General features: G+C 42.9%; 19 protein-coding genes. 10 read left to right on the top strand and 9 right to left on the bottom strand.

What is annotated here, in order from left to right; genetic code table 11:
* Window positions 1-15 precede the first annotated feature (15 nt).
* Together FTU87_RS02145 and tusD are read right to left on the bottom strand one after the other, a co-directional pair.
* Window positions 16-366: a hypothetical protein gene (locus FTU87_RS02145; protein WP_074382816.1), complete on the bottom strand. Its 351-nt coding sequence runs from the start codon at window positions 364-366 to the stop codon at window positions 16-18.
* A gap of 44 nt (window positions 367-410) precedes the next feature.
* Window positions 411-779, bottom strand: coding sequence for a sulfurtransferase complex subunit TusD (gene tusD, locus FTU87_RS02150; RefSeq protein ID WP_005096839.1), 369 nt, complete (start codon window positions 777-779; stop codon window positions 411-413).
* A 71-nt stretch (window positions 780-850) separates the two neighbouring features.
* Here tusD and FTU87_RS02155 point away from each other — a divergent pair, with 71 nt between their 5' ends.
* From FTU87_RS02155 to FTU87_RS02185, 7 genes are all read left to right on the top strand, one after another.
* Window positions 851-1,861 carry an NAD-dependent epimerase/dehydratase family protein gene (locus FTU87_RS02155; RefSeq protein WP_159138133.1) on the top strand — a complete coding sequence of 337 codons (1,011 nt, stop codon included), beginning with the start codon at window positions 851-853 and terminating at the stop codon, window positions 1,859-1,861.
* Between the two features lie 135 nt (window positions 1,862-1,996).
* Window positions 1,997-3,391, top strand: a complete 1,395-nt coding sequence (fumC, locus tag FTU87_RS02160; protein ID WP_180096600.1) for a class II fumarate hydratase — start codon at window positions 1,997-1,999, stop codon at window positions 3,389-3,391.
* A gap of 126 nt (window positions 3,392-3,517) precedes the next feature.
* On the top strand, window positions 3,518-4,009 hold the full coding sequence (locus tag FTU87_RS02165) for a hypothetical protein (RefSeq protein ID WP_100328659.1): 492 nt from the start codon (window positions 3,518-3,520) through the stop codon (window positions 4,007-4,009).
* Window positions 4,010-4,449: 440 nt separating this feature from the next.
* On the top strand, window positions 4,450-5,052 hold the full coding sequence (locus FTU87_RS02170) for a nitroreductase family protein (protein ID WP_180096601.1): 603 nt from the start codon (window positions 4,450-4,452) through the stop codon (window positions 5,050-5,052).
* 129 nt (window positions 5,053-5,181) lie between these two features.
* Complete coding sequence (locus FTU87_RS02175; RefSeq protein ID WP_005171032.1) at window positions 5,182-5,544, top strand: hypothetical protein; 363 nt, start codon at window positions 5,182-5,184, stop codon at window positions 5,542-5,544.
* Entirely contained in the window at window positions 5,545-5,913 is a 369-nt protein-coding gene (locus FTU87_RS02180) for a hypothetical protein (protein ID WP_100535088.1), read from the top strand.
* Window positions 5,914-6,809: 896 nt separating this feature from the next.
* Complete coding sequence (locus tag FTU87_RS02185) at window positions 6,810-7,571, top strand: alpha/beta fold hydrolase (RefSeq protein ID WP_180096602.1); 762 nt, start codon at window positions 6,810-6,812, stop codon at window positions 7,569-7,571.
* Between the two features lie 7 nt (window positions 7,572-7,578).
* Here FTU87_RS02185 and FTU87_RS15075 read toward each other — a convergent pair whose 3' ends face one another.
* Window positions 7,579-8,112, bottom strand: a complete 534-nt coding sequence (locus FTU87_RS15075; protein ID WP_257220451.1) for a M15 family metallopeptidase — start codon at window positions 8,110-8,112, stop codon at window positions 7,579-7,581.
* Between the two features lie 801 nt (window positions 8,113-8,913).
* On the opposite strand from FTU87_RS15075, the gene FTU87_RS02200 reads away from it, so the two are divergent.
* Both FTU87_RS02200 and FTU87_RS02205 read left to right on the top strand, forming a co-directional pair.
* The gene (locus tag FTU87_RS02200; RefSeq protein WP_074382801.1) at window positions 8,914-9,783 is read left to right on the top strand and encodes an SDR family oxidoreductase; all 870 of its coding nucleotides are present in this window, start codon (window positions 8,914-8,916) and stop codon (window positions 9,781-9,783) included.
* Window positions 9,784-9,967: 184 nt separating this feature from the next.
* The gene (locus tag FTU87_RS02205; protein WP_180096603.1) at window positions 9,968-10,138 is read left to right on the top strand and encodes a hypothetical protein; all 171 of its coding nucleotides are present in this window, start codon (window positions 9,968-9,970) and stop codon (window positions 10,136-10,138) included.
* A gap of 89 nt (window positions 10,139-10,227) precedes the next feature.
* Here the strand turns inward: FTU87_RS02205 and FTU87_RS02210 are convergent, their stop codons facing one another.
* The 6 genes from FTU87_RS02210 to FTU87_RS02235 form a co-directional block, all read right to left on the bottom strand.
* Complete coding sequence (locus FTU87_RS02210; RefSeq protein ID WP_180096604.1) at window positions 10,228-11,289, bottom strand: enoyl-CoA hydratase/isomerase family protein; 1,062 nt, start codon at window positions 11,287-11,289, stop codon at window positions 10,228-10,230.
* Window positions 11,290-11,309: 20 nt separating this feature from the next.
* The gene (locus FTU87_RS02215; protein WP_005096874.1) at window positions 11,310-12,083 is read right to left on the bottom strand and encodes an enoyl-CoA hydratase; all 774 of its coding nucleotides are present in this window, start codon (window positions 12,081-12,083) and stop codon (window positions 11,310-11,312) included.
* A gap of 19 nt (window positions 12,084-12,102) precedes the next feature.
* Window positions 12,103-13,230: an acyl-CoA dehydrogenase family protein gene (locus tag FTU87_RS02220; RefSeq protein ID WP_005096876.1), complete on the bottom strand. Its 1,128-nt coding sequence runs from the start codon at window positions 13,228-13,230 to the stop codon at window positions 12,103-12,105.
* 59 nt (window positions 13,231-13,289) lie between these two features.
* Window positions 13,290-14,939 carry an AMP-binding protein gene (locus tag FTU87_RS02225; RefSeq protein WP_180001365.1) on the bottom strand — a complete coding sequence of 550 codons (1,650 nt, stop codon included), beginning with the start codon at window positions 14,937-14,939 and terminating at the stop codon, window positions 13,290-13,292.
* Window positions 14,940-15,025: 86 nt separating this feature from the next.
* Complete coding sequence (mmsB, locus tag FTU87_RS02230) at window positions 15,026-15,916, bottom strand: 3-hydroxyisobutyrate dehydrogenase (protein WP_005170983.1); 891 nt, start codon at window positions 15,914-15,916, stop codon at window positions 15,026-15,028.
* An 11-nt stretch (window positions 15,917-15,927) separates the two neighbouring features.
* Window positions 15,928-17,457: a CoA-acylating methylmalonate-semialdehyde dehydrogenase gene (locus tag FTU87_RS02235; protein WP_180096605.1), complete on the bottom strand. Its 1,530-nt coding sequence runs from the start codon at window positions 17,455-17,457 to the stop codon at window positions 15,928-15,930.
* 176 nt (window positions 17,458-17,633) lie between these two features.
* Between FTU87_RS02235 and FTU87_RS02240 the strand changes: the two genes are divergently transcribed.
* Entirely contained in the window at window positions 17,634-18,518 is an 885-nt protein-coding gene (locus FTU87_RS02240) for a LysR family transcriptional regulator (RefSeq protein ID WP_100535098.1), read from the top strand.
* Window positions 18,519-18,578: the final 60 nt, after the last annotated feature.

Raw genomic sequence — 18,578 nt, forward strand, 5'->3', positions numbered from 1 at the left:
TATATCCTTTATTCCTTACCAATACAGCACATGATCAAAGCCTTGAATAAACGCTGGGCTTAGCTCAATAAATTCAATCTCTTGTTCGTTCTGAGCCACAAAGGGCGAGTTCTGGTTTTTCTGTTCAATCAGAATTGGAGTGAGGTCATAAAACTCAAAACTGTCGACCATATTCGATGCCAGTTTAAAGGCATGTTGTAACTGATCAAATTGCAGTTCTGAGCGTAGAAGACTAAGGCCTGCACCTTGTAGCAGAACTTTCACTTCCGCACCAAATGTCGCCAAAACCATGGTCGCAGACAGGCTTTCATGCACTTGCAGGCTGGTCAGATTGGCTTGGGTTAATATAACAAGTACAGATTTCACACAAGATTCCTTGGAAAAGCAACACATTCTAAAAAATGGAACATCTAGAATTGAATCAGACGTTGTGAGGATTGAACAGCATCGGCAAGTTCACCTAAACCGACCAATTCAAAGGCATCCGCCAGATTATGCTGCTGAATATTGTGACGTTGAGCATTGTCCTGATCTGTAATCCCTCGCGCCAGTGCTGCACTTACACAGACCGGTAGGCGAATATTGAGTGCTTGCCAGGCATGTGTAAGATGACGTTGATCGTCGGGCACCCATTGCAGTGCATTTGCGACCGACACGCCGTCCTGATAAAAGAATACGCGGAATTCTTGGTTTTTGTTGTGTAATGCCTGCGCCAAACCAAGGGCATGCCAGGCATAAATAGAAGTTGGTGCGGAGGTAACAAGAATTAAGGTGCTCATCGAAATTCACTACAGGCTTGATCAATAGCAACAGCTTGATCTGGGCTTCATCAGAAAGTAGGTAGTATACAATGATTTTAGTGACGGGTGGATTAGGCTTTTTAGGCTCACATATTGCTTTAAGTCTGTTAGCACAAGGATTAGAGGTCATTGTGGTCGATAATTTGGCCAATGCCAACTTGCAGACGCTGGAGCGACTTGAATATATTTCCGGGATGTATGTGCCTTTTATCAAAATTGATATTCGCAATACGCCTGCATTAAACAAAGTATTTGAACAGCATTCGATTCAGGCTGTAGTACATGCTGCCAGTTTTAAGTCGCTAGAAGAATCAGTATTAAAACCCCTTGAATATTATAATGATAATGTCAGCTGTATTATGAGCTTAATGCGCGCCATGCAACGTACCGGCGTACGGCATCTGGTGCATTTATCCAGTCTGGCAGTCTATGGACAATCCGGTACGGATCTCAATGAAGATCTACCTTTTAACTATACTTACCCCAATCCCTATATTAAATCGCAACAGATGGTTGAGGAAATTATTCGGGATACTGTCAAAACAGATAACGAGTGGCGCATTGCCATCTTAAGACTATCTAATATTAGCGGCGCCTTCGAGCATGGTGTCCTAGGCGAGGCGGTGCCACCTTTACCGAAAAATATTGTGCCTTTGGCAATGCAGGTCGCTGCGCAGCAGCGCGAATATCTGGAATTACGCCGTCAGGCTTATACTGCGGATGGAACAGTAGAGCGGAGTTTTCTGCATGTGGCAGACAGTTGTGATGCGGTGATTAAATCCTTGCAGTGGCTATGGCAACAACAGGAATTAAAATGTGAAGCCTTCAATATTGCTGGAACGCTCATTTCGATACAGGATTTGTTGGATCAACTGGCAGAAGTGACCCAGTCTGTAATTAGAACAGTCGATGCCTTGCCTTATCCTCATGCAGAGCTTGACCAGCTAGGCGCGAATATTGAAAAGGCACAGCAGATTTTGCATTGGCAACCGCAGCGTTCACTGAAAAAGATGCTTGAGGATGAATGGCTATTTTATCAAAATATACTGAGAGGACAGTAAATGAGATAAGTAAAAAATATTTGATAATAATTATCATTTACATATTTAATATAATCGATTACTTTTAATTAATCTAGCAAAGTATCGTGATAGATGCTTTTAAAATCAGCGATATGTAAAAAATTGAGGTTGAACATGCAAACACGTATTGAACATGACACCATGGGCGAAGTGGCCGTACCGAGTGAGGCTTTATGGGGCGCTCAGACCCAGCGTAGCTTGCAAAACTTCAAGATCGGCAATGAACGCTTGCCACGGGCAATGATTGGTGCAATGGGACTGGTAAAAAAAGCTGCAGCCTTGACCAATGCTAAACTGGATCAGATTCCTCAAGAGCTGTCGGGCTATATTGTGGATGCAGCAGATGAGGTAATTAGCGGGCAGTGGGATAGCCAGTTTCCACTGGTGGTCTGGCAAACCGGTTCAGGCACGCAAAGTAATATGAACTGTAATGAGGTGATAGCTAATATTGCCAATCAAAAATTGGGCAATCATTTAGGTGCGCAAAAACCGGTTCATCCAAATGATCATGTCAACCGTGCCCAATCGACCAATGACTCTTTCCCGACTGCGATTCATGTCGCAGCGAGTTTGCAGATTAATCAACTTCTTATTCCAGCGCTTACCCGTCTACGTGATACCTTGCATGCAAAATCTTTAGCCTTTGCCGATATTGTCAAAATTGGCCGGACGCATTTACAGGATGCGACACCTTTAACCCTAGGTCAGGAATTTAGTGGTTATGTATCCCAACTTGATCATGGCTTGATTCGCTTACAGCAAGCTTTACTGGGTTTGTATGAGTTGCCATTGGGCGGGACGGCTGTTGGTACAGGTCTAAATGCCCATCCTGATTATGCAGTTCAGGCCGCAGAGACACTGGAGAAGCTGACAGGTCTACCATTTGTCACTGCTCCAAATAAATTTGAAGCTTTGGCCGGCCGTGATGCTGCGGTATTTGCTTCAGGCGCATTAAAAACCCTTGCAGTCAGCCTAAATAAAATTGCCAACGATATTCGTTGGTTAGCCAGTGGGCCTCGTTGTGGATTTGGTGAACTGCGTATTCCTGAAAATGAGCCAGGTTCAAGCATTATGCCGGGTAAGGTCAATCCGACGCAAAGTGAAGCCATGACCATGGTGGTGGCGCAAGTGCTTGGAAATGACACCACGATTAATGTGGCAGGTGCATCGGGTAACTTTGAGCTGAATGTGTTTATGCCAGTGATTGCATACAACCTGTTGCAATCGATTCAGCTTTTAGGTGATGCCTGCAATAGTTTTAATGATCACTGCGCCGTCGGTATTGAGCCGAATCATGAGAAAATTGAACATTTCTTGCATGACTCATTAATGCTAGTCACTGCATTGAACCCGGTGATTGGTTATGAGAATGCAGCCAAGGTTGCGAAAACGGCCTATAAAGAAGGTAAAACCTTAAAACAGGTGGCTGTTGAGCTTGGCCTGGTGACAGCAGAGCAGTTCGATGAGGTGGTAAGACCTGAAAATATGGTTTCGCCGAATGCCAAATAAAGCTGTTAATGCTTTTATTTTCAATCTTTAAGCCTGTTTTATCATGGAATCGTCAGCAGTGGTTTTTATCTCGTGCAGAGTTGCGTACAATAGCACGAGATGAGATTAACCACTGATGATTGTTTTATGCTTGATATTTATTTAACAGATGTTCAAAGAAAGGTGCAATTCAAGGATTATCCAGGTGAGCATCCTGTTAAATTTATTCTGAATTTTAAAAAGATTTTTCCGAGCGTCATGGAACTTCTTTTACCTGTTCTACCGGATGATGAAAATCTGGAAGAAATGTCTTGGGAATCGACCAGTAGTGATTTTGAGACCTTCCAGATGTTGTTAACCGGTTGGGGCATTATCGAACTGCGCTTAAAGGCGATCACCCAGTTTAAAGATAAGGCATTTGCCGATCGTTTGGTTAAACAGGCCCAGCAGAAACGCAGAGACTATCAAAAACAGCAGGCGAAATTGACGACTGTTGAGCTTGATTATCTGTTTATGCATGAAATGCATGCGCTGATTGATGCAGAACTGGTCGAGCTGGGTGAGAAATTCTATTTACCAACATTGCGTGAGCTGTGGAAAAGTAAAGTTACTTCTCAAGTCTTGAATGCAAAATTTTAATTTAAGTTTAGAGTTTTGATTGAACAAATTAGTCCTCCAGTTTTGGGGGATTAATTTTGTGGGAGAAATAAGATTTCCTTCTTAAAAGTATGATTTCTAGAAATAGCCTAAGCAATAAGGGGTTTTCAATAAATCAGTATTTACTTTAATTATTTATAAAAATTTATCAGCAATAGGGTGTGATCAATCACTATTTCTGTTCAGATACTCCTATAACGCCAGTAAGTTTAACAATTGTTCAAAAAATAGATAAGTCAAACCATTTTTATCTTAAAATATATAAAAATATCAAATAAATAGCTTGGTAATTCAGGTCATTATTTTTTAAGGTAGATGGACTTTATGCTTAAATAAAGTAAAAGCTAAATTGATTAGCTTTCCTTCACAAAAATAGTTGAAGGTTCAAATTTTCCCGATGATATATCCCAGGATTTTAGAAAATGTCGAATCAGTTTTTAGATTTAATTACTAAACGCCGTACTATTTATGCTATTGGCAAGAATGTAGAACAATCTCCTGAGTATTTAAGCGATTTGATTCAAACTGCGATCAAGCAAAGCCCATCGTCTTTTAATTCCCAGTCTTCACGCGCCGTGATTTTATTCAATTCAGAACATGAAAAGTTTTGGGGTATCGTTGCAGATAAATTAACAAGCTATGCCAAAGACGAAGAGAGCGCTGCAAAAACAACTGCTAAAATGGACAGCTTTGCTGCTGGTGTAGGCACCGTACTATTTTTTGAAGATCAAACCGTAGTACAAGCTTTGCAGCAACAATTTCCGTCTTATGCTGATAATTTTCCCATCTGGGCAGAGCATTCTACTGCGATTGCGCAATTTGCCACATGGACAGCATTACATACTGAAGGCCTAGGTGCATCTTTACAGCATTATAATCCGATCGTAGATGAGCAGGTGCATGCTGAGTGGAACATTCCAGCCAACTGGAAGCTTCGCGCACAGCTGGTCTTTGGTTCAATCGAAGGCGAAACACATGCCAAAGATTATCTTGCGGACGAAGAGCGTTTTAAAATTTTCAAATAAGCCTGAAATTCATATCTGCGCTTAAACAATTTTAAGCGCAGATATTTTAACATCTCGACGAAATCCTCATCAGCATTGCTAAAATTCAGTTAAAATAGCGTGCTAATGCAAATAAATGAGTAATATCGAATGTCGAAAAACACGCAAAATCTATCACCTTTACAAGAACTGATCGCAGAGCAAAAGTTACTTTGTGAAGAAGTAGGCTCAGCTTATGTTGAAGTCACGGGTGATGATGTTGTTGCTGTGGCCGTACATACCTTAAAGCAGGATCCGATAGTTGGTATTCGTAAAAAGCCTGAGACAGCGGAAAATATCAGCTGGTATATTTATGGCGGAGAACCTTCAAGTGAAGATGCTTTTGAAACGATGACCGTACGTGAATTACAGGACATCGCACCAGAAGTATTACCATATCTGGCTCTGGAAACAGGTTTTCGTTTCATGATTGATGCCGATGATTATGAAGATGTCTGGAAAGAAGAAATCTAAATGCTAAAAAAATCATCTTTCATTTGTGCAGGATTGTTATTCTTACTGAATAGCATGGTCTTTGCAGAACCACTTTCACAAAGTGCGTATGACCAGTTTATTTCAGAACAGACTAAAATCGTCAATGAAACCAAGCACATTTTAGATGAAGATGATCCAAAGGCCGATGCCAAAACCCAACGTCAGGCTTTTTGTAATCGACTGAAAGCCTATCAGGACATTCAAAAAGTTTCTGAAGAAAATAACAGTCTGGATATGGCGCCCATGATGGCTATGGTCGCCAAAAGTTTTCTTGATCGACAAGATCAGAGCCTGAGTAAATCAGGAATGACCACCACCGTATTCTGTAAAAATAGGGATGTTGAATAGGGTAAGTGGTACTTCTTCTAAGCACAGCTTTTCATCACGCATTAATGAAAATAAAGAGAATATTATTATTTTAATCTTGGCTGGATTTTGACCAAAAAATATCATCTTAAATAAGATGCATCTATCTGTAGGGTTTTTTGTAAAGTTAAACTAAAGTATAGACATGATTGTTACTCATTATCCCGGGGATATATCCGGGAAATAAGAAAATTGATAACTATAATTTAACAATTAAACTTTAATATTTTTCTAAGCTTTGTCGAGAGATCTTTTAATACTGCATAATATTGTTGCTTGATCATGTCACACATAAGCATTATAGAAATGACTTCATAACGAATAGCGTGAATTTTGTCTTCATACATAAATGAATGGTACTCCAAGCAGGGTAGTGAAGTTATATCTTATATTTATGCTACAAAACTAATCCTGTTGTATTTATAAAATAGCCTAAGTATTTTATATATTTTAGCGGCAAATATCCCTGTTAATTTATTACATGTTCTAAAACGAAAAAAGGAATGTATGTACAAATTTCTGTTATACAAAATAATGGGCTAACTTTGAAAAAGTAGTGGAAGGGTAATCTATTTGTTCTAGTATCATCCTTATTCTGAAATTAAAAATAAAATATGGGTGCGATTTCTCTTAATCCCAAGGCTATTTTAAAAATGTATTAGATCGTCTTTTATATTGATGGGGCATTTTTCTTTAATTCAAATTAATAATTAAGCTTTGAACACTTTTAATCTGATGATGAATTTAGCCTAAGCAAAATTGATCAATCTGCTATAAATAGCCTAAGCAAATTTTTTATTTTAAAAATTTGGCAATTGATTAATTTTCAATATCAACCCACTATTAACATTTAAATCAAGAAATCACGGAATTCTCAAATGATCCTTAACTATCAATTACACCATCATGAAACTTCAACAGTATCTCCAATGCTCTTTATTCATGGTTTATTTGGTAGTTTGAGTAATTTAGGAGTATTGGCTCGACATTTTTCTGAACAGAGAACCGTGATCCAAATTGATGTGCGTAATCATGGTCTTTCTGGTCATAGCTCTGATATTAACTATCAGCTCATGGCAGAAGACGTGTTGGAAACTTTATCCAGTTTAAATGTTCATAAGTTTGTCGTTGTTGGACATTCCATGGGTGGGAAAATTGCTATGAAACTGGCAGATTTAGCTCGTGAACAGACTGAAAAACTCGTCGTCCTTGATATTACACCGATCCAATATCATGAAAATCATCATGCTGAAATTTTTAAAGCCTTATTTGCAGTACAGCAAGCAAATGTTGCTTCACGACTGGAAGCAGCAAAAATTATGCGTAAATATATTCATGAAGAAATGGTGATTCAATTTTTATTAAAATCCTTTAATAAAGGGCAGTGGCTGTTTAATGTTCAGGCTTTATTTGATCATTATCCAGATATTATGGCTTGGGAAAAGGTCGAAAAAATTAATCGGCCAGCCTTATTTCTGCGTGGTGGTGATTCTTTTTATATCTCAAAACCAGAACATTTTGCAGCAATTAATGAACAGTTTTCTCAGGCAAAAATTGAAGTTATTGAAAATACCGGTCATTGGCTACATGGTGAAAAACCAGATGAAGTCATTAAATACATGCAAGCATTCCTTAATTAAGTAATATTTACGGATGTAATGTATGTACCTGTAATTGACCTTCATGGATCAGTTGATGCGCCATCTCAGCAGTTTTCTTTAAACCGGGCATACGATATTCAGTATGTCCGAAATCTTTAATGGATTTCCAGCGGCCGCCCCAGGTCAAACCCACCGATTCAGCGACCTGACCATATAATTCATAACCGCGCATGGCCCAAGGATCACGTTCTGTAATGACTACTTTGCCATGCCGTTTAAAGGCAATATCTGCAGCCAATCCAAATGCCAAGGTAGGTCCAAATCCCAGCAGATGTTCGGAAATAATGGAAAGACATTTTGATTTTAATAAATCATCATGGCGACGATGGCCAGGTTGACCACGGCTGGCATGCGCCATACCTGAAACACCATCTTGATTGAGCTTCTGTAATAACCGGGTAATTTGACGGGTTGAAAGATTAAGGATTTCAGCAGCACGGACTTGTGTAATACGATGATCTCGAACGTCTTGCAGAACAGCAAGACGTTGAATTTCTTTGTCAGACATAGTGATCAGCATCTATATTTCATATCCAGTCCATGATGTTTAAACCATCATAAACTAGACATTTTTATTGGTGAGAATATAGACATTTTGAATGGTGAGTAACAAGACTGATTTCGTATAATGTATATTATGTTAAATTGAGTACATGATACTTTAAGTTCATCTATCTTCTACTGTTCATAAAAGTTAATTTTGAAATTTTCAGCTTCATTACTTTTTAATGTCAACAGCTCATTTCTTTATAGAGATATGCCTCAAAATCTTAATGAGGTAAATCTCATATTTCCTTTTTTTCAAATGAAATTTCTCATACGCTATTACGTTAGCTATTACATTTAGTGTGATCATGTTAGTTTGGCTGCTTCAACACCTTCATGTAATTTTACTGGTGTATCTTCTTGCTAATATATTTATTGACCCTGCCAAACTTGGTAAAGGCCTATCCTTATCTAAAGCATTTTTCTGCTATTTATTAATCAGATAAATTTTGATGAATATCATAATTATTAATTTATTCAATAATTTTAGATGCTTAATTAAATCTAGAGCCATATCCTAAAAGGACATAAAAACTCTGATAGAAATGGTTGCTCAAAATGTGAGAGATAGAATGCTGTAAACCATAGGCGGTATTCTGTTCTATTAAGATTTAGACAATGGCGGTATCTAGTTTTACTTAAAATCATGTCAATCACAGCTCTATGAATAATTGATAAATCTCGAATGCATTCTGTTATTAAATGTTGAGACCGAATGCATAAAGCTAGAAAGCCTCTAAGATATTTCTAAACTTTGTACAGAAAAAGGGAAAACATGAATAACTATCCTGAAACCCCTGCTTCAACTGAAACTCAAGATCATCAACCTGGTGTGCAAACCAAAATGGATCCTGCACCGGAAGTCATCAAACCGAATTATAAAGGTAGCGATAAACTTAAAAGTAAAATCGCCCTGATCACAGGTGGCGATAGCGGTATAGGTCGGTCAGTCTCGGTCTTGTTTGCCCGTGAAGGTGCTGATATTGTGATTTGTTATCTGGATGAAGATCAGGATGCTCAAGATACCAGAAAGATGGTAGAGGATGCAGGACGGCGTTGTTTACTGATCAAGTGTGATTTACAAGATCAAGATGAAATCAAGAAAATGGTTGAGCAGACGCTTCAGGAATTTAAAACCATTAATATTCTGGTCAATAATGCCGGGGTTCAATATCCGCAAAAAAGTATTAGCGATATTTCTCCTGAGCAACTTTTTAAGACCTTTAATGTGAATATTCTGTCGATGTTTCACTTGACTCAGGCTGTGATTCCGCACATGCAAGAAGGTGACAGCATTATTAATACCACCAGTATTACCAGTTATCATGGACATGATGAACTGATTGATTACTCAAGTACCAAAGGTGCCATCACCACATTTACCCGCAGTCTTTCCACCAGTTTGTTAAAAAATAAAACCGGGATCCGGGTCAACGGCGTAGCACCCGGCCCCATCTGGACTCCCCTCATTCCAAGCAGTTTTGATGAAGAACAGCTCAAAGAGTTCGGTAAACAGACACCCATGGGTCGGATGGGCCAGCCTAGTGAAGTCGCACCAGCGTATTTATTTCTAGCGAGTGAAGAAGCCAGTTATATTTCCGGTCAAGTCATTCATGTTAATGGAGGCAGTATCATTAACGGTTAATTAGAATTTGAAGATAACAGTCAGTGAGAACCGTTATCTTCATTCATTTATTCTTCAGGTTTTCTATCACTTAAAAGATGCTGGTTTTATAAAATAATTTCAACAAATACATGACAGATATTTACCGCCATAGAAACAGGTCATTGTTATAGTAATTTCAGCCAACCTTGATGAGGACAGCAATATGCCTAGAGGTGACAAATCAGCCTATACCGATAAACAAAAACGGCAGGCCGAACATATTGAAGAAAGCGAACAAGAACGCGGTCATTCTGAGGAGGAAGCCGAACGTATTGCCTGGTCTACTGTCAACAAGCAAGATGGCGGTGGCAAGAAAAGGAAAAAATCCCATTAAGAATAGAAATTTAGGGTAAAATCCTATGTTGAAAGCTCGGCGAAAAACCCTCTCATTACTGCGTATGAGAGGGTTTTTAATCTGAATCTTTAATATGTATTTTCTACGCGCTGTTGAGTCCAAACCGGCCAGAGTTTTTCCAGCGTTTTTTCAAATTTCGAATTATCGGTTTGCCATTGTGGATTTTTATCTTTATCAATAATCAGTGCACGTACACCTTCAATAAAGTCGCCTTGCTCCAACCAGACATCCTGCAGATCTCGCTCCAGTTGCATACATTTTTCCAGCGATAAATTTTGTCCTGCCTGCTGTAACTTCAGACTCGTTTGCTTGGCCATGACTGGACGTTGCTGCAAGATGACCAGCATTTTATTGGCCCACTCCTGATTGGTAGCACTACTTGCATGTGCCAAACTCTGTTCGATCTCATCGAGGTTTGGATGGCCAAAATGCTGACTAATCAGATCTGCACGTTTTTGCAACTCGCTTTCTACCGGATGGGTAATGTACGCACTGATGATTTTTTGGATTTCAATCTGATTTAATACCGGTGCAGCAATCAATGCGGTTTCCAGTTCAGCAAAATTTTCACTCGGTACATGATAATCGACCAGATCCAGATATAGCGCATCACTGCTGCTGATCTGCTCCCCTGTCAACGCCATATAAATGCCTACATCATCCAGTCGGGAGAGAAAGTGGGTGGCTCCCACATCCGGGAAAAATCCAATCGCGGTTTCTGGCATGGCAAAGCGTGATTTTTCACTGCTCACTTTAATATGACAGGCTTGAGCCAGACCAAAGCCACCGCCCAGAACATAACCATCCATCATCACGATGACAGCCTTTGGAAAATTGCGCAGTGTGCTCAGCATGCTATATTCAGTGGCAAAAAAATCCTGATATTGGGTATTGCCTGCCTGATAGCTGTCATACAGATAACGGATGTCTCCTCCGGCACAGAATGCCTTGGGACTGTTAGAATTGATCAGAATCGCTTGCACCGCTGGATCATGGCGCCACTGATCTAGTTGTGACTGAATCCCTTGAATCATCCGCAGGGTTAAGGCATTTAAATGACTGGTGCGGTCCAGGCTGATAATGCCTAAACGTCCTTGTACCCGAATCGCTAAATTATTTTCATCACTCATTTTATTTTCCTATTTTTGTTTTATTGATGGGTGAATTTGGCTGGGCGTTTTTCGACAAAAGCCTGCATGCCTTCCTTTTGATCAGCACCGGCAAAAATGGAATGGAATATCCGTCGTTCAAAGCGTAGACCTTCGGCCAGACTGACTTCAAAAGCCCGATTAATTGATTCTTTAATCATCATCACGGCCGTAAGCGACTTTTCAGCAATTTTTTCGGCAGCTTGCAGAGTTTGTTCTAGTAACTCTTCTTTGGCAAAGACACGTGCCACTAACCCACTTTGCTCGGCTTCTTGCGCGCCCATGTGACGTGCAGTCAGACACATTTCCATGGCTTTGGCTTTACCAATCGCCAAGGTTAAACGTTGCGTTCCGCCAATGCCGGGCAATACCCCTAAAGTGACTTCAGGCAAACCAAATTTTGCATTATCAGCGCAGTAAATAAAATCGCACATTAAGGCCAATTCACAACCACCGCCCAAGGCATAGCCACTCACCGCAGCAATTAAGGGCTTACGGCGCTGGGCGATCCGGTCGGCCAGACTGAAAAAATCATCCAGATAAATTTGCGGAAAGTTTAAATCTGCCATTTCTTTGATATCTGCACCTGCAGCAAAGGCTTTTTCCGAACCAGTGATGACAATACAGCCAATCTGCGGGTCTTTTTCCAGCTGATCCAGCGCCTGATTCACTTCAACGATCAATTGATTATTCAAGGCATTTAAGGCTTGTGGACGATTTAAAGTAATCAGCCCGACCCCGTTACGCTGTTCGAGTAAAATAGTTTGCCATTGCATGATAAAAATCCCTTTAAAATTATAAACTACGTGCAATTACCAGACGCTGAATATCGCTGGTGCCTTCATAAATCTGACAAATACGCGCATCGCGATAAATGCGTTCAATCGGAAAGTCTTTCAGATAACCGTAACCGCCAAAAATCTGCAGCGCTTTGGAACAGACACGTTCTGCCATTTCCGAAGCAAAGAGTTTGGCCATAGAGGCTTCGGTTAAACAGCTTTCACCTGCTTCCTTTTTACGTGCAGCAAAATGGACCAGTTGTCGCGCCGCTTCAATTTCGGTGGCCATGCTGGCCAGCCTGAACGAAATCGCCTGCTGTTCAAAAATCGGTTTGCCAAAGGCCACGCGATCATGTGCATAAACAGTCGCTTCTTCCAATGCAGCGCGGGCCAGACCCACTGCTTGTGCGGCAATGCCGATCCGTCCACCTTCCAGATTGGCCAAGGCAATTTTTAAGCCTTCACCTTCTGCACCGAGTCTTAAACTTTCATGAACGCGGACATCGGTTAAAGCAATCTGACAGGTATCCGAAGCATGCAGACCGAGTTTTTCTTCGACCCGAATCACTTCATAACCGGGCGTGTCGCGCGGCACTAAAAATGCACTCATGCCTTTTTTTCCCGCAGTTGGATCGGTCACGGCAAAGACAATAATCATCCCGGCATTATGACCCGAGGTAATAAACTGTTTGGCGCCATTGATAATGTAGTGATCGCCATCTTTCACGGCCCGGGTTTTAATCGCTGCAGCATCCGATCCGGTATGCGGTTCGGTCAGGGCGAAGGCACCAATCATTTGCCCTTGAGCCAAAGGTTTTAGAAACTGCTGCTTTTGCTGTTCCGTTCCAAACTTCAGAATCGGCACACACCCCACCGAGTTGTGTACGCTCATGATGGCGGACGTTGCACCATCTGCCGCTGCCACTTCTTCGAGGGCCAGTACATAAGCCAGCGTGCCTGTACCTGAACCGCCCCACTCTTCTGGAATCAGCATGCCTAAAAAACCTAGCTCACCCATTTGAGACAAGGTCTGTTTAGGAAATATGCCTTTTTGATCCCACTCGCCGGCAAAAGGTTTAATCTGTTCCTGAGCGAAGCTTTTGGCCATATCCTGAATCAGTTGTTGCTCTTCCGTAAATTGCATGGATGCTTCCTTCAATCTCTTTATTTAATATTTTTATTCAATCTGCTGGCTTTGGCTAGTTATGCGGTCTTTACCTGCTGCTTGTTGATTTCCTGATTACGCAGTAAGAAACGCTGAATCTTGCCACTCGGGGTTTTTGGCAATTCTGTGACGAATTCAATCAGGCGCGGATAGGCATGCGCAGACAAACGCTTTTTCACAAACTGGCCTAGTTCTTCTTCCAGATGAGATGAAGCTGCAAAGTTATTCGCCAGAATCACAAAGGCTTTAATCACTTCGGTACGTTCAGGATCAGGCACGCCAATGACGGCGGCTTCGATCACCGCATCATGTTCTAGCAAGGCACTTTCCACATCAAATGGGCCAACCCGATAGCCTGAGGTGGTAATGACATCATCACTACGTCCAACAAAGCTCATACTGCCATCAGCATGAATTTCCGCGGTATCACCGGTTAAATAGTAATGTCCAACAAAGGGCGATTTACGGCTTTCTTCATAACCCGAGAACCACATCATTGGGGATTGACTGATATCCACTGCCAGGACGCCCGGAACGTCAGCCGTTAATTCATGACCTTGTTCATCGACGACTGCAATCCGGTAACCCGGGCTGGCAAAGCCTGCCGAACCTGAACGGACCGGATGTTGTAGCGCATGATGATTACACACCACCATCCCGACTTCAGTCTGGCCATAATGGTCATAAATTGGCACATCCAGCACCTCTTTAAACCAGCGGATCACTTCCGGGTTTAAAGGTTCTCCAGCACTGCTGACCACGCGCAACTTGCCCCGTAGCTGTGCCATCTGTTCAGCATCTGCTGCCATCATCATGCGGTAAGCGGTCGGCGCACCGGCCAGATTGGTAATGCCATATTGCTTGACAATGTCGCAGACACTTTCGGCATTGAAACCACCCTCATAAAACAGGGTCGAGTGTCCGAGCAATAACGGGCCGGTAATCCCATAGTACAAGCCATAAGCCCAGCCCGGATCAGCAATATTCCAGAAAGCATCATTTTCGGTTAGACCGATGGCATTGTGCATATAGCCGGCAAAAGCAATCAGGGCTTTAAGTGGAACTTTTAAGGGCTTGGCCGGTCCAGTGGTTCCAGAGGTAAACATCAATAAAAATGGCTCATCGATACTGAGCATTTCCAGTTCACAACCTTCAGCCTGGCGATTTAACACAGTCCAAAAACTGAGGTCCTGTGGATAACGCTCTGCCTCGGTTTCAACATGTACAGTGACGATCGTGGGACAAGCGCTAAGATCGGATAGTTTCTCCCGATTCGCCAGATCAGTCACTACCAGCTTGCTTTGCGCCAGCTGAATGCGATGTTCAATGGCTTTGGGACCAAAGGCAGTAAATAAAGGTTGATACACTGCACCAATCCGCCAGGTCGCTAAAATGGTAATGATCAGCTCTGGAGTCCGCGGTAATAATCCGGAAACGCGGTCGCCTTTGCCAATGCCTTGAGATTTTAAAAAGTTGGCAAACTGGCTGGAATATTTCTTGAGTTCGCGAAAACTATACTGTTCTTTGCGGCCATCTTTACCGTACCAGTGTAAAGCAATTGCATCGGAGTCAGCATGGCGGTCGCAACATTCATAACAGGCGTTCAGCGCCTGCATCGAACCGGACAGATACTGCTTTGCCACTGCATCTAAATCAAAATTTTCAATTGTTTTTTGATAATCTAACATGTTAAACCTCAGCCTGAATTTATCGTTATTACTGACAAGGTATTGTTGATGAAGCGAATCCTTGCTCCATCTGGATATTTTAAGTTTTAAGCAGGTGGCGTGGTGTATTGATGCATGATGCTGGAAAAATCCAGATGCGCATCCCCTTCCTGACAAAGCTGTTGATAGAGTTTCTGCACCATGCTACCCAGAACCACCGGTTGGTCCACCTGTTGCGCTGCATCGACAGCCAGGCCCAAATCTTTAAGCATCAGCTGTGCTGCAAAACCATCGGTATAACCCCGTGATGACGGTGCATTGGCACAGATATCCGGCCAGGGATTATAGATTTCAGAACTCCAGCAACGTCCGGTGGAACTATTGATTACCCCGGCTAGTGCTTGCGGATCAATTCCCAGTTTGGCCCCAAGTGCCATGCCTTCTGCAACAGCAGTCATGGAAATCCCCAGAATCAGGTTATTACAGATTTTTGCAACCTGTCCTGTTCCCACCGCACCACAATGCACCAGATTTTTGCCCATACAGCCAAGGACCGGTTTTACGGCCTCAAAGGTGGCATCGTCTGCACCCACCATAAAGGTCAAGGTACCGTCTTTGGCGCCCAAAGTCCCGCCAGAGACTGGCGCATCGCAGACGCGAATCTGTCTGGCCTGCGCTGCTGCAGCAACTTCCTGAATGGTTTGCGGGTCAATGGTACTGCTGTCGACACACAAACTGCCCGCCTGAAGCACGTTCAGAATACCGTGCTCACCGAGATAAACTTCACGTACATGCTTGGCTGCAGGTAACATGCTGACCACAAAATCTGCCTGTTTTGCGGCCGCTTGTGGACTGTCACAAACGATACCACCCGCTTCGGCAAAATGCTGTAAAGCGACTTCACTCAAGTCATAACCAAAAACCTGATGCCCTGCCTTGAGCAGGTTCTGCGCCATCGAGCCACCCATGTTGCCCAAACCAATAAATGCAATCTTCATGCTGATGCTCCTTAGCGCAGGCTAATCGTGGTATTGACACCTGTGGTTTCCTGATCATCTTCAAACCAGCGGCTGGTAATGGTTTTGGTCTGGGTATAGAACTGCACTGCCTGCTTGCCATAAGGACCTAAATCCCCCAGTTTTGAACCACGCGAACCGGTAAAGCTGAAGAACGGCACAGGTACAGGAATTGGAATGTTAATACCGACCTGACCGATATCAATCTGATGCTGGAATGTGCGTGCAGTATTGCCATTTTGGGTAAAGAGTCCAACGCCGTTACCGAATGGATTGGCATTAATCAGCTCAATCGCTTGTTCTAAAGTATCAACATGTATGATCGCCAGTACCGGACCGAAGACTTCTTCTTGATAAATGCGCATATCGGTCGTGACCTGATTAAAAATCGTTGGCCCGACAAAATTGCCTTTTTCATAACCCGGAACATTTACATCACGGCCATCCAGCAGCAGTTCAGCGTCCTGTTCAACGCCACTGTTAATTAAGTCTATGACACGGGCTTTGGCACGGGTCGAAATCACTGGCCCAACATCAGTATTCGGTTCATGGCCTGCATTAACTTTCAAAGTTTTGGTTTTATTAACCAGTTCATCGACCCAGTGCTTGGTGTCCCCGACCATCACGGCCACCGAAAGCGCCATACAACGCTGACCGGCTGCACCAAATGCTGCACCGACCAACGCATTTAAGGTCTGTTCTTTATTGGCATCCGGCATCACCACGACATGGTTTTTCGCGCCCATCATCGACTGTACACGTTTACCGTGCTGGCCGGCCAGATTGTAGACATGCGTACCCACAGCGGTTGAACCGACAAAGGAAATGGCTTTGATGTCACGATGGGTACACAGCAGATCCACCACTTCTTTACCGCCATGCACTACATTCAGCACACCAGCAGGTACGCCTGCCTCAATTGCCAGTTCCACCAGCATCATGGTCGATAGCGGATCCTGTTCCGAGGGCTTTAAGACAAAGGTATTACCGCAGACAATCGCCATCGGGAACATCCACAGTGGAATCATCGCCGGAAAGTTAAACGGCGTAATTCCCGCACAAACACCGAGTGGTTGCTGCAAGGTATAGGTATCGACCCCACGTGCCACACCTTCAACATATTCACCCATTTGTAGTGAACCAATAGAACAGGCATGCTCCACCACTTCTAAGCCACGCTGAATGTCACCTTCGGCATCAGCCAGGGTTTTGCCCTGTTCCGCCGTTAATACTTGGGCAATACTTTTTAAGTTAGTACGAATCAGATCCTGCAGCTTCAACATAATCCGCATACGTGCCTGAATCGGGGTTTGGCGCCAGCTGGCAAAGGCATTTTGTGCGGCAGCAATCGCGGCATTGACTTCTTCTGCAGTTGCAAATGGTACCTGACCCAAAACTTCTTGAGTGGCAGGGTTGATAATATCTTGCCAATGACTGGTTTTTGATTCGACAAATTCACCATTAATGAGGAGTTTTGCGGTGGTGAATCCGGTACTTTGCTGTGGATGATGAATGGCGTTCATGGTCGCTCCGTGCTGGTTTGTTATTGTCGTTGTGTCTGCCTTTACTGGCTGTTTTAAACGTATTATTTTTACGCTGTTTCAGTAGACTAACAAAGAACACTTTGACCACCAATAGAAATTGATGCACGATAGATGTGCAAATATGCACAGGGATTTAACAGGATGTTAAATAGAAGATGAAAGTAGATTGGGATCATTTACGTTTCTTTTTGGTTTTGGCACGTGCCAAAACGCTCACCAATGCAGCACGCTTGATTGGGGTGGAACACAGTACCGTGGCACGGCGGATTCAGGCGCTGGAAAACACCTTGGGTACTCAACTGTTTAAACGCGAAGCGACAGGGTATGAGCTGACCTCGGAAGGTCTGGCATTGGTGCCGCGTGTGGAACTGATGGAACAATCCTTTATCCAGATTGACAAACGCAACGATCCCTTGCAAGGCCGGGTGCGGATTGGTGCGCCAGAAGGTTTTGGTACGGCATTTTTAGCGCGCTTACTGGCCGAGTTCTCCCAGCACTACCCTTTACTGACCATTGACCTGATTCCGGTGCCGAAAGCGATCAAACTTTCGCATCGTGAAGCCGATATTGTAATTGCGATTGACCGGCCCAAATCGGGCCCCTATATCATTACCCGTCTGTCGAATTACTGTCTAAAACTGTATGGCAGTCAGCATTATTTACAGAAAAATCCGCAAATTAAAAAACTGGAAGACCTCAAGCAGCACCGTTTTGTCGATTATATTGATGATCTGGTCTATAGCTCGGCCCTGTATTCGCTGGAACGTTTGCCGTTGCAAGTGACGGCCTGTTTTCGCAGTAACAGTATTCTGGCCCAGCAGATTGCGGTCAGTGCCGGTGCCGGACTGGCGATATTACCGAGATTTCTGGTGCATGATAAAACTGAGCTGGAAGAAGTCTTGAGTGATCAGGTGAATTTTACCCATACTTTCTGGATGCTCACGCTGGTCGATTTACAGCATGAACCAAAAATCAAACTGGTCTGGGACTTTCTGCGCAAACAGGCCGATGTCCAGCAAGAGCTGTTAATGGGCGCTTAGATTTAGATCACTTCTTTGAGCTAAACACGTATCGATACAGCAAATGAACGTATCACAACA

This window comes from Acinetobacter sp. YH12156, from assembly GCF_013418235.1.
Classification (GTDB): Bacteria; Pseudomonadota; Gammaproteobacteria; order Pseudomonadales; family Moraxellaceae; genus Acinetobacter; species Acinetobacter pseudolwoffii.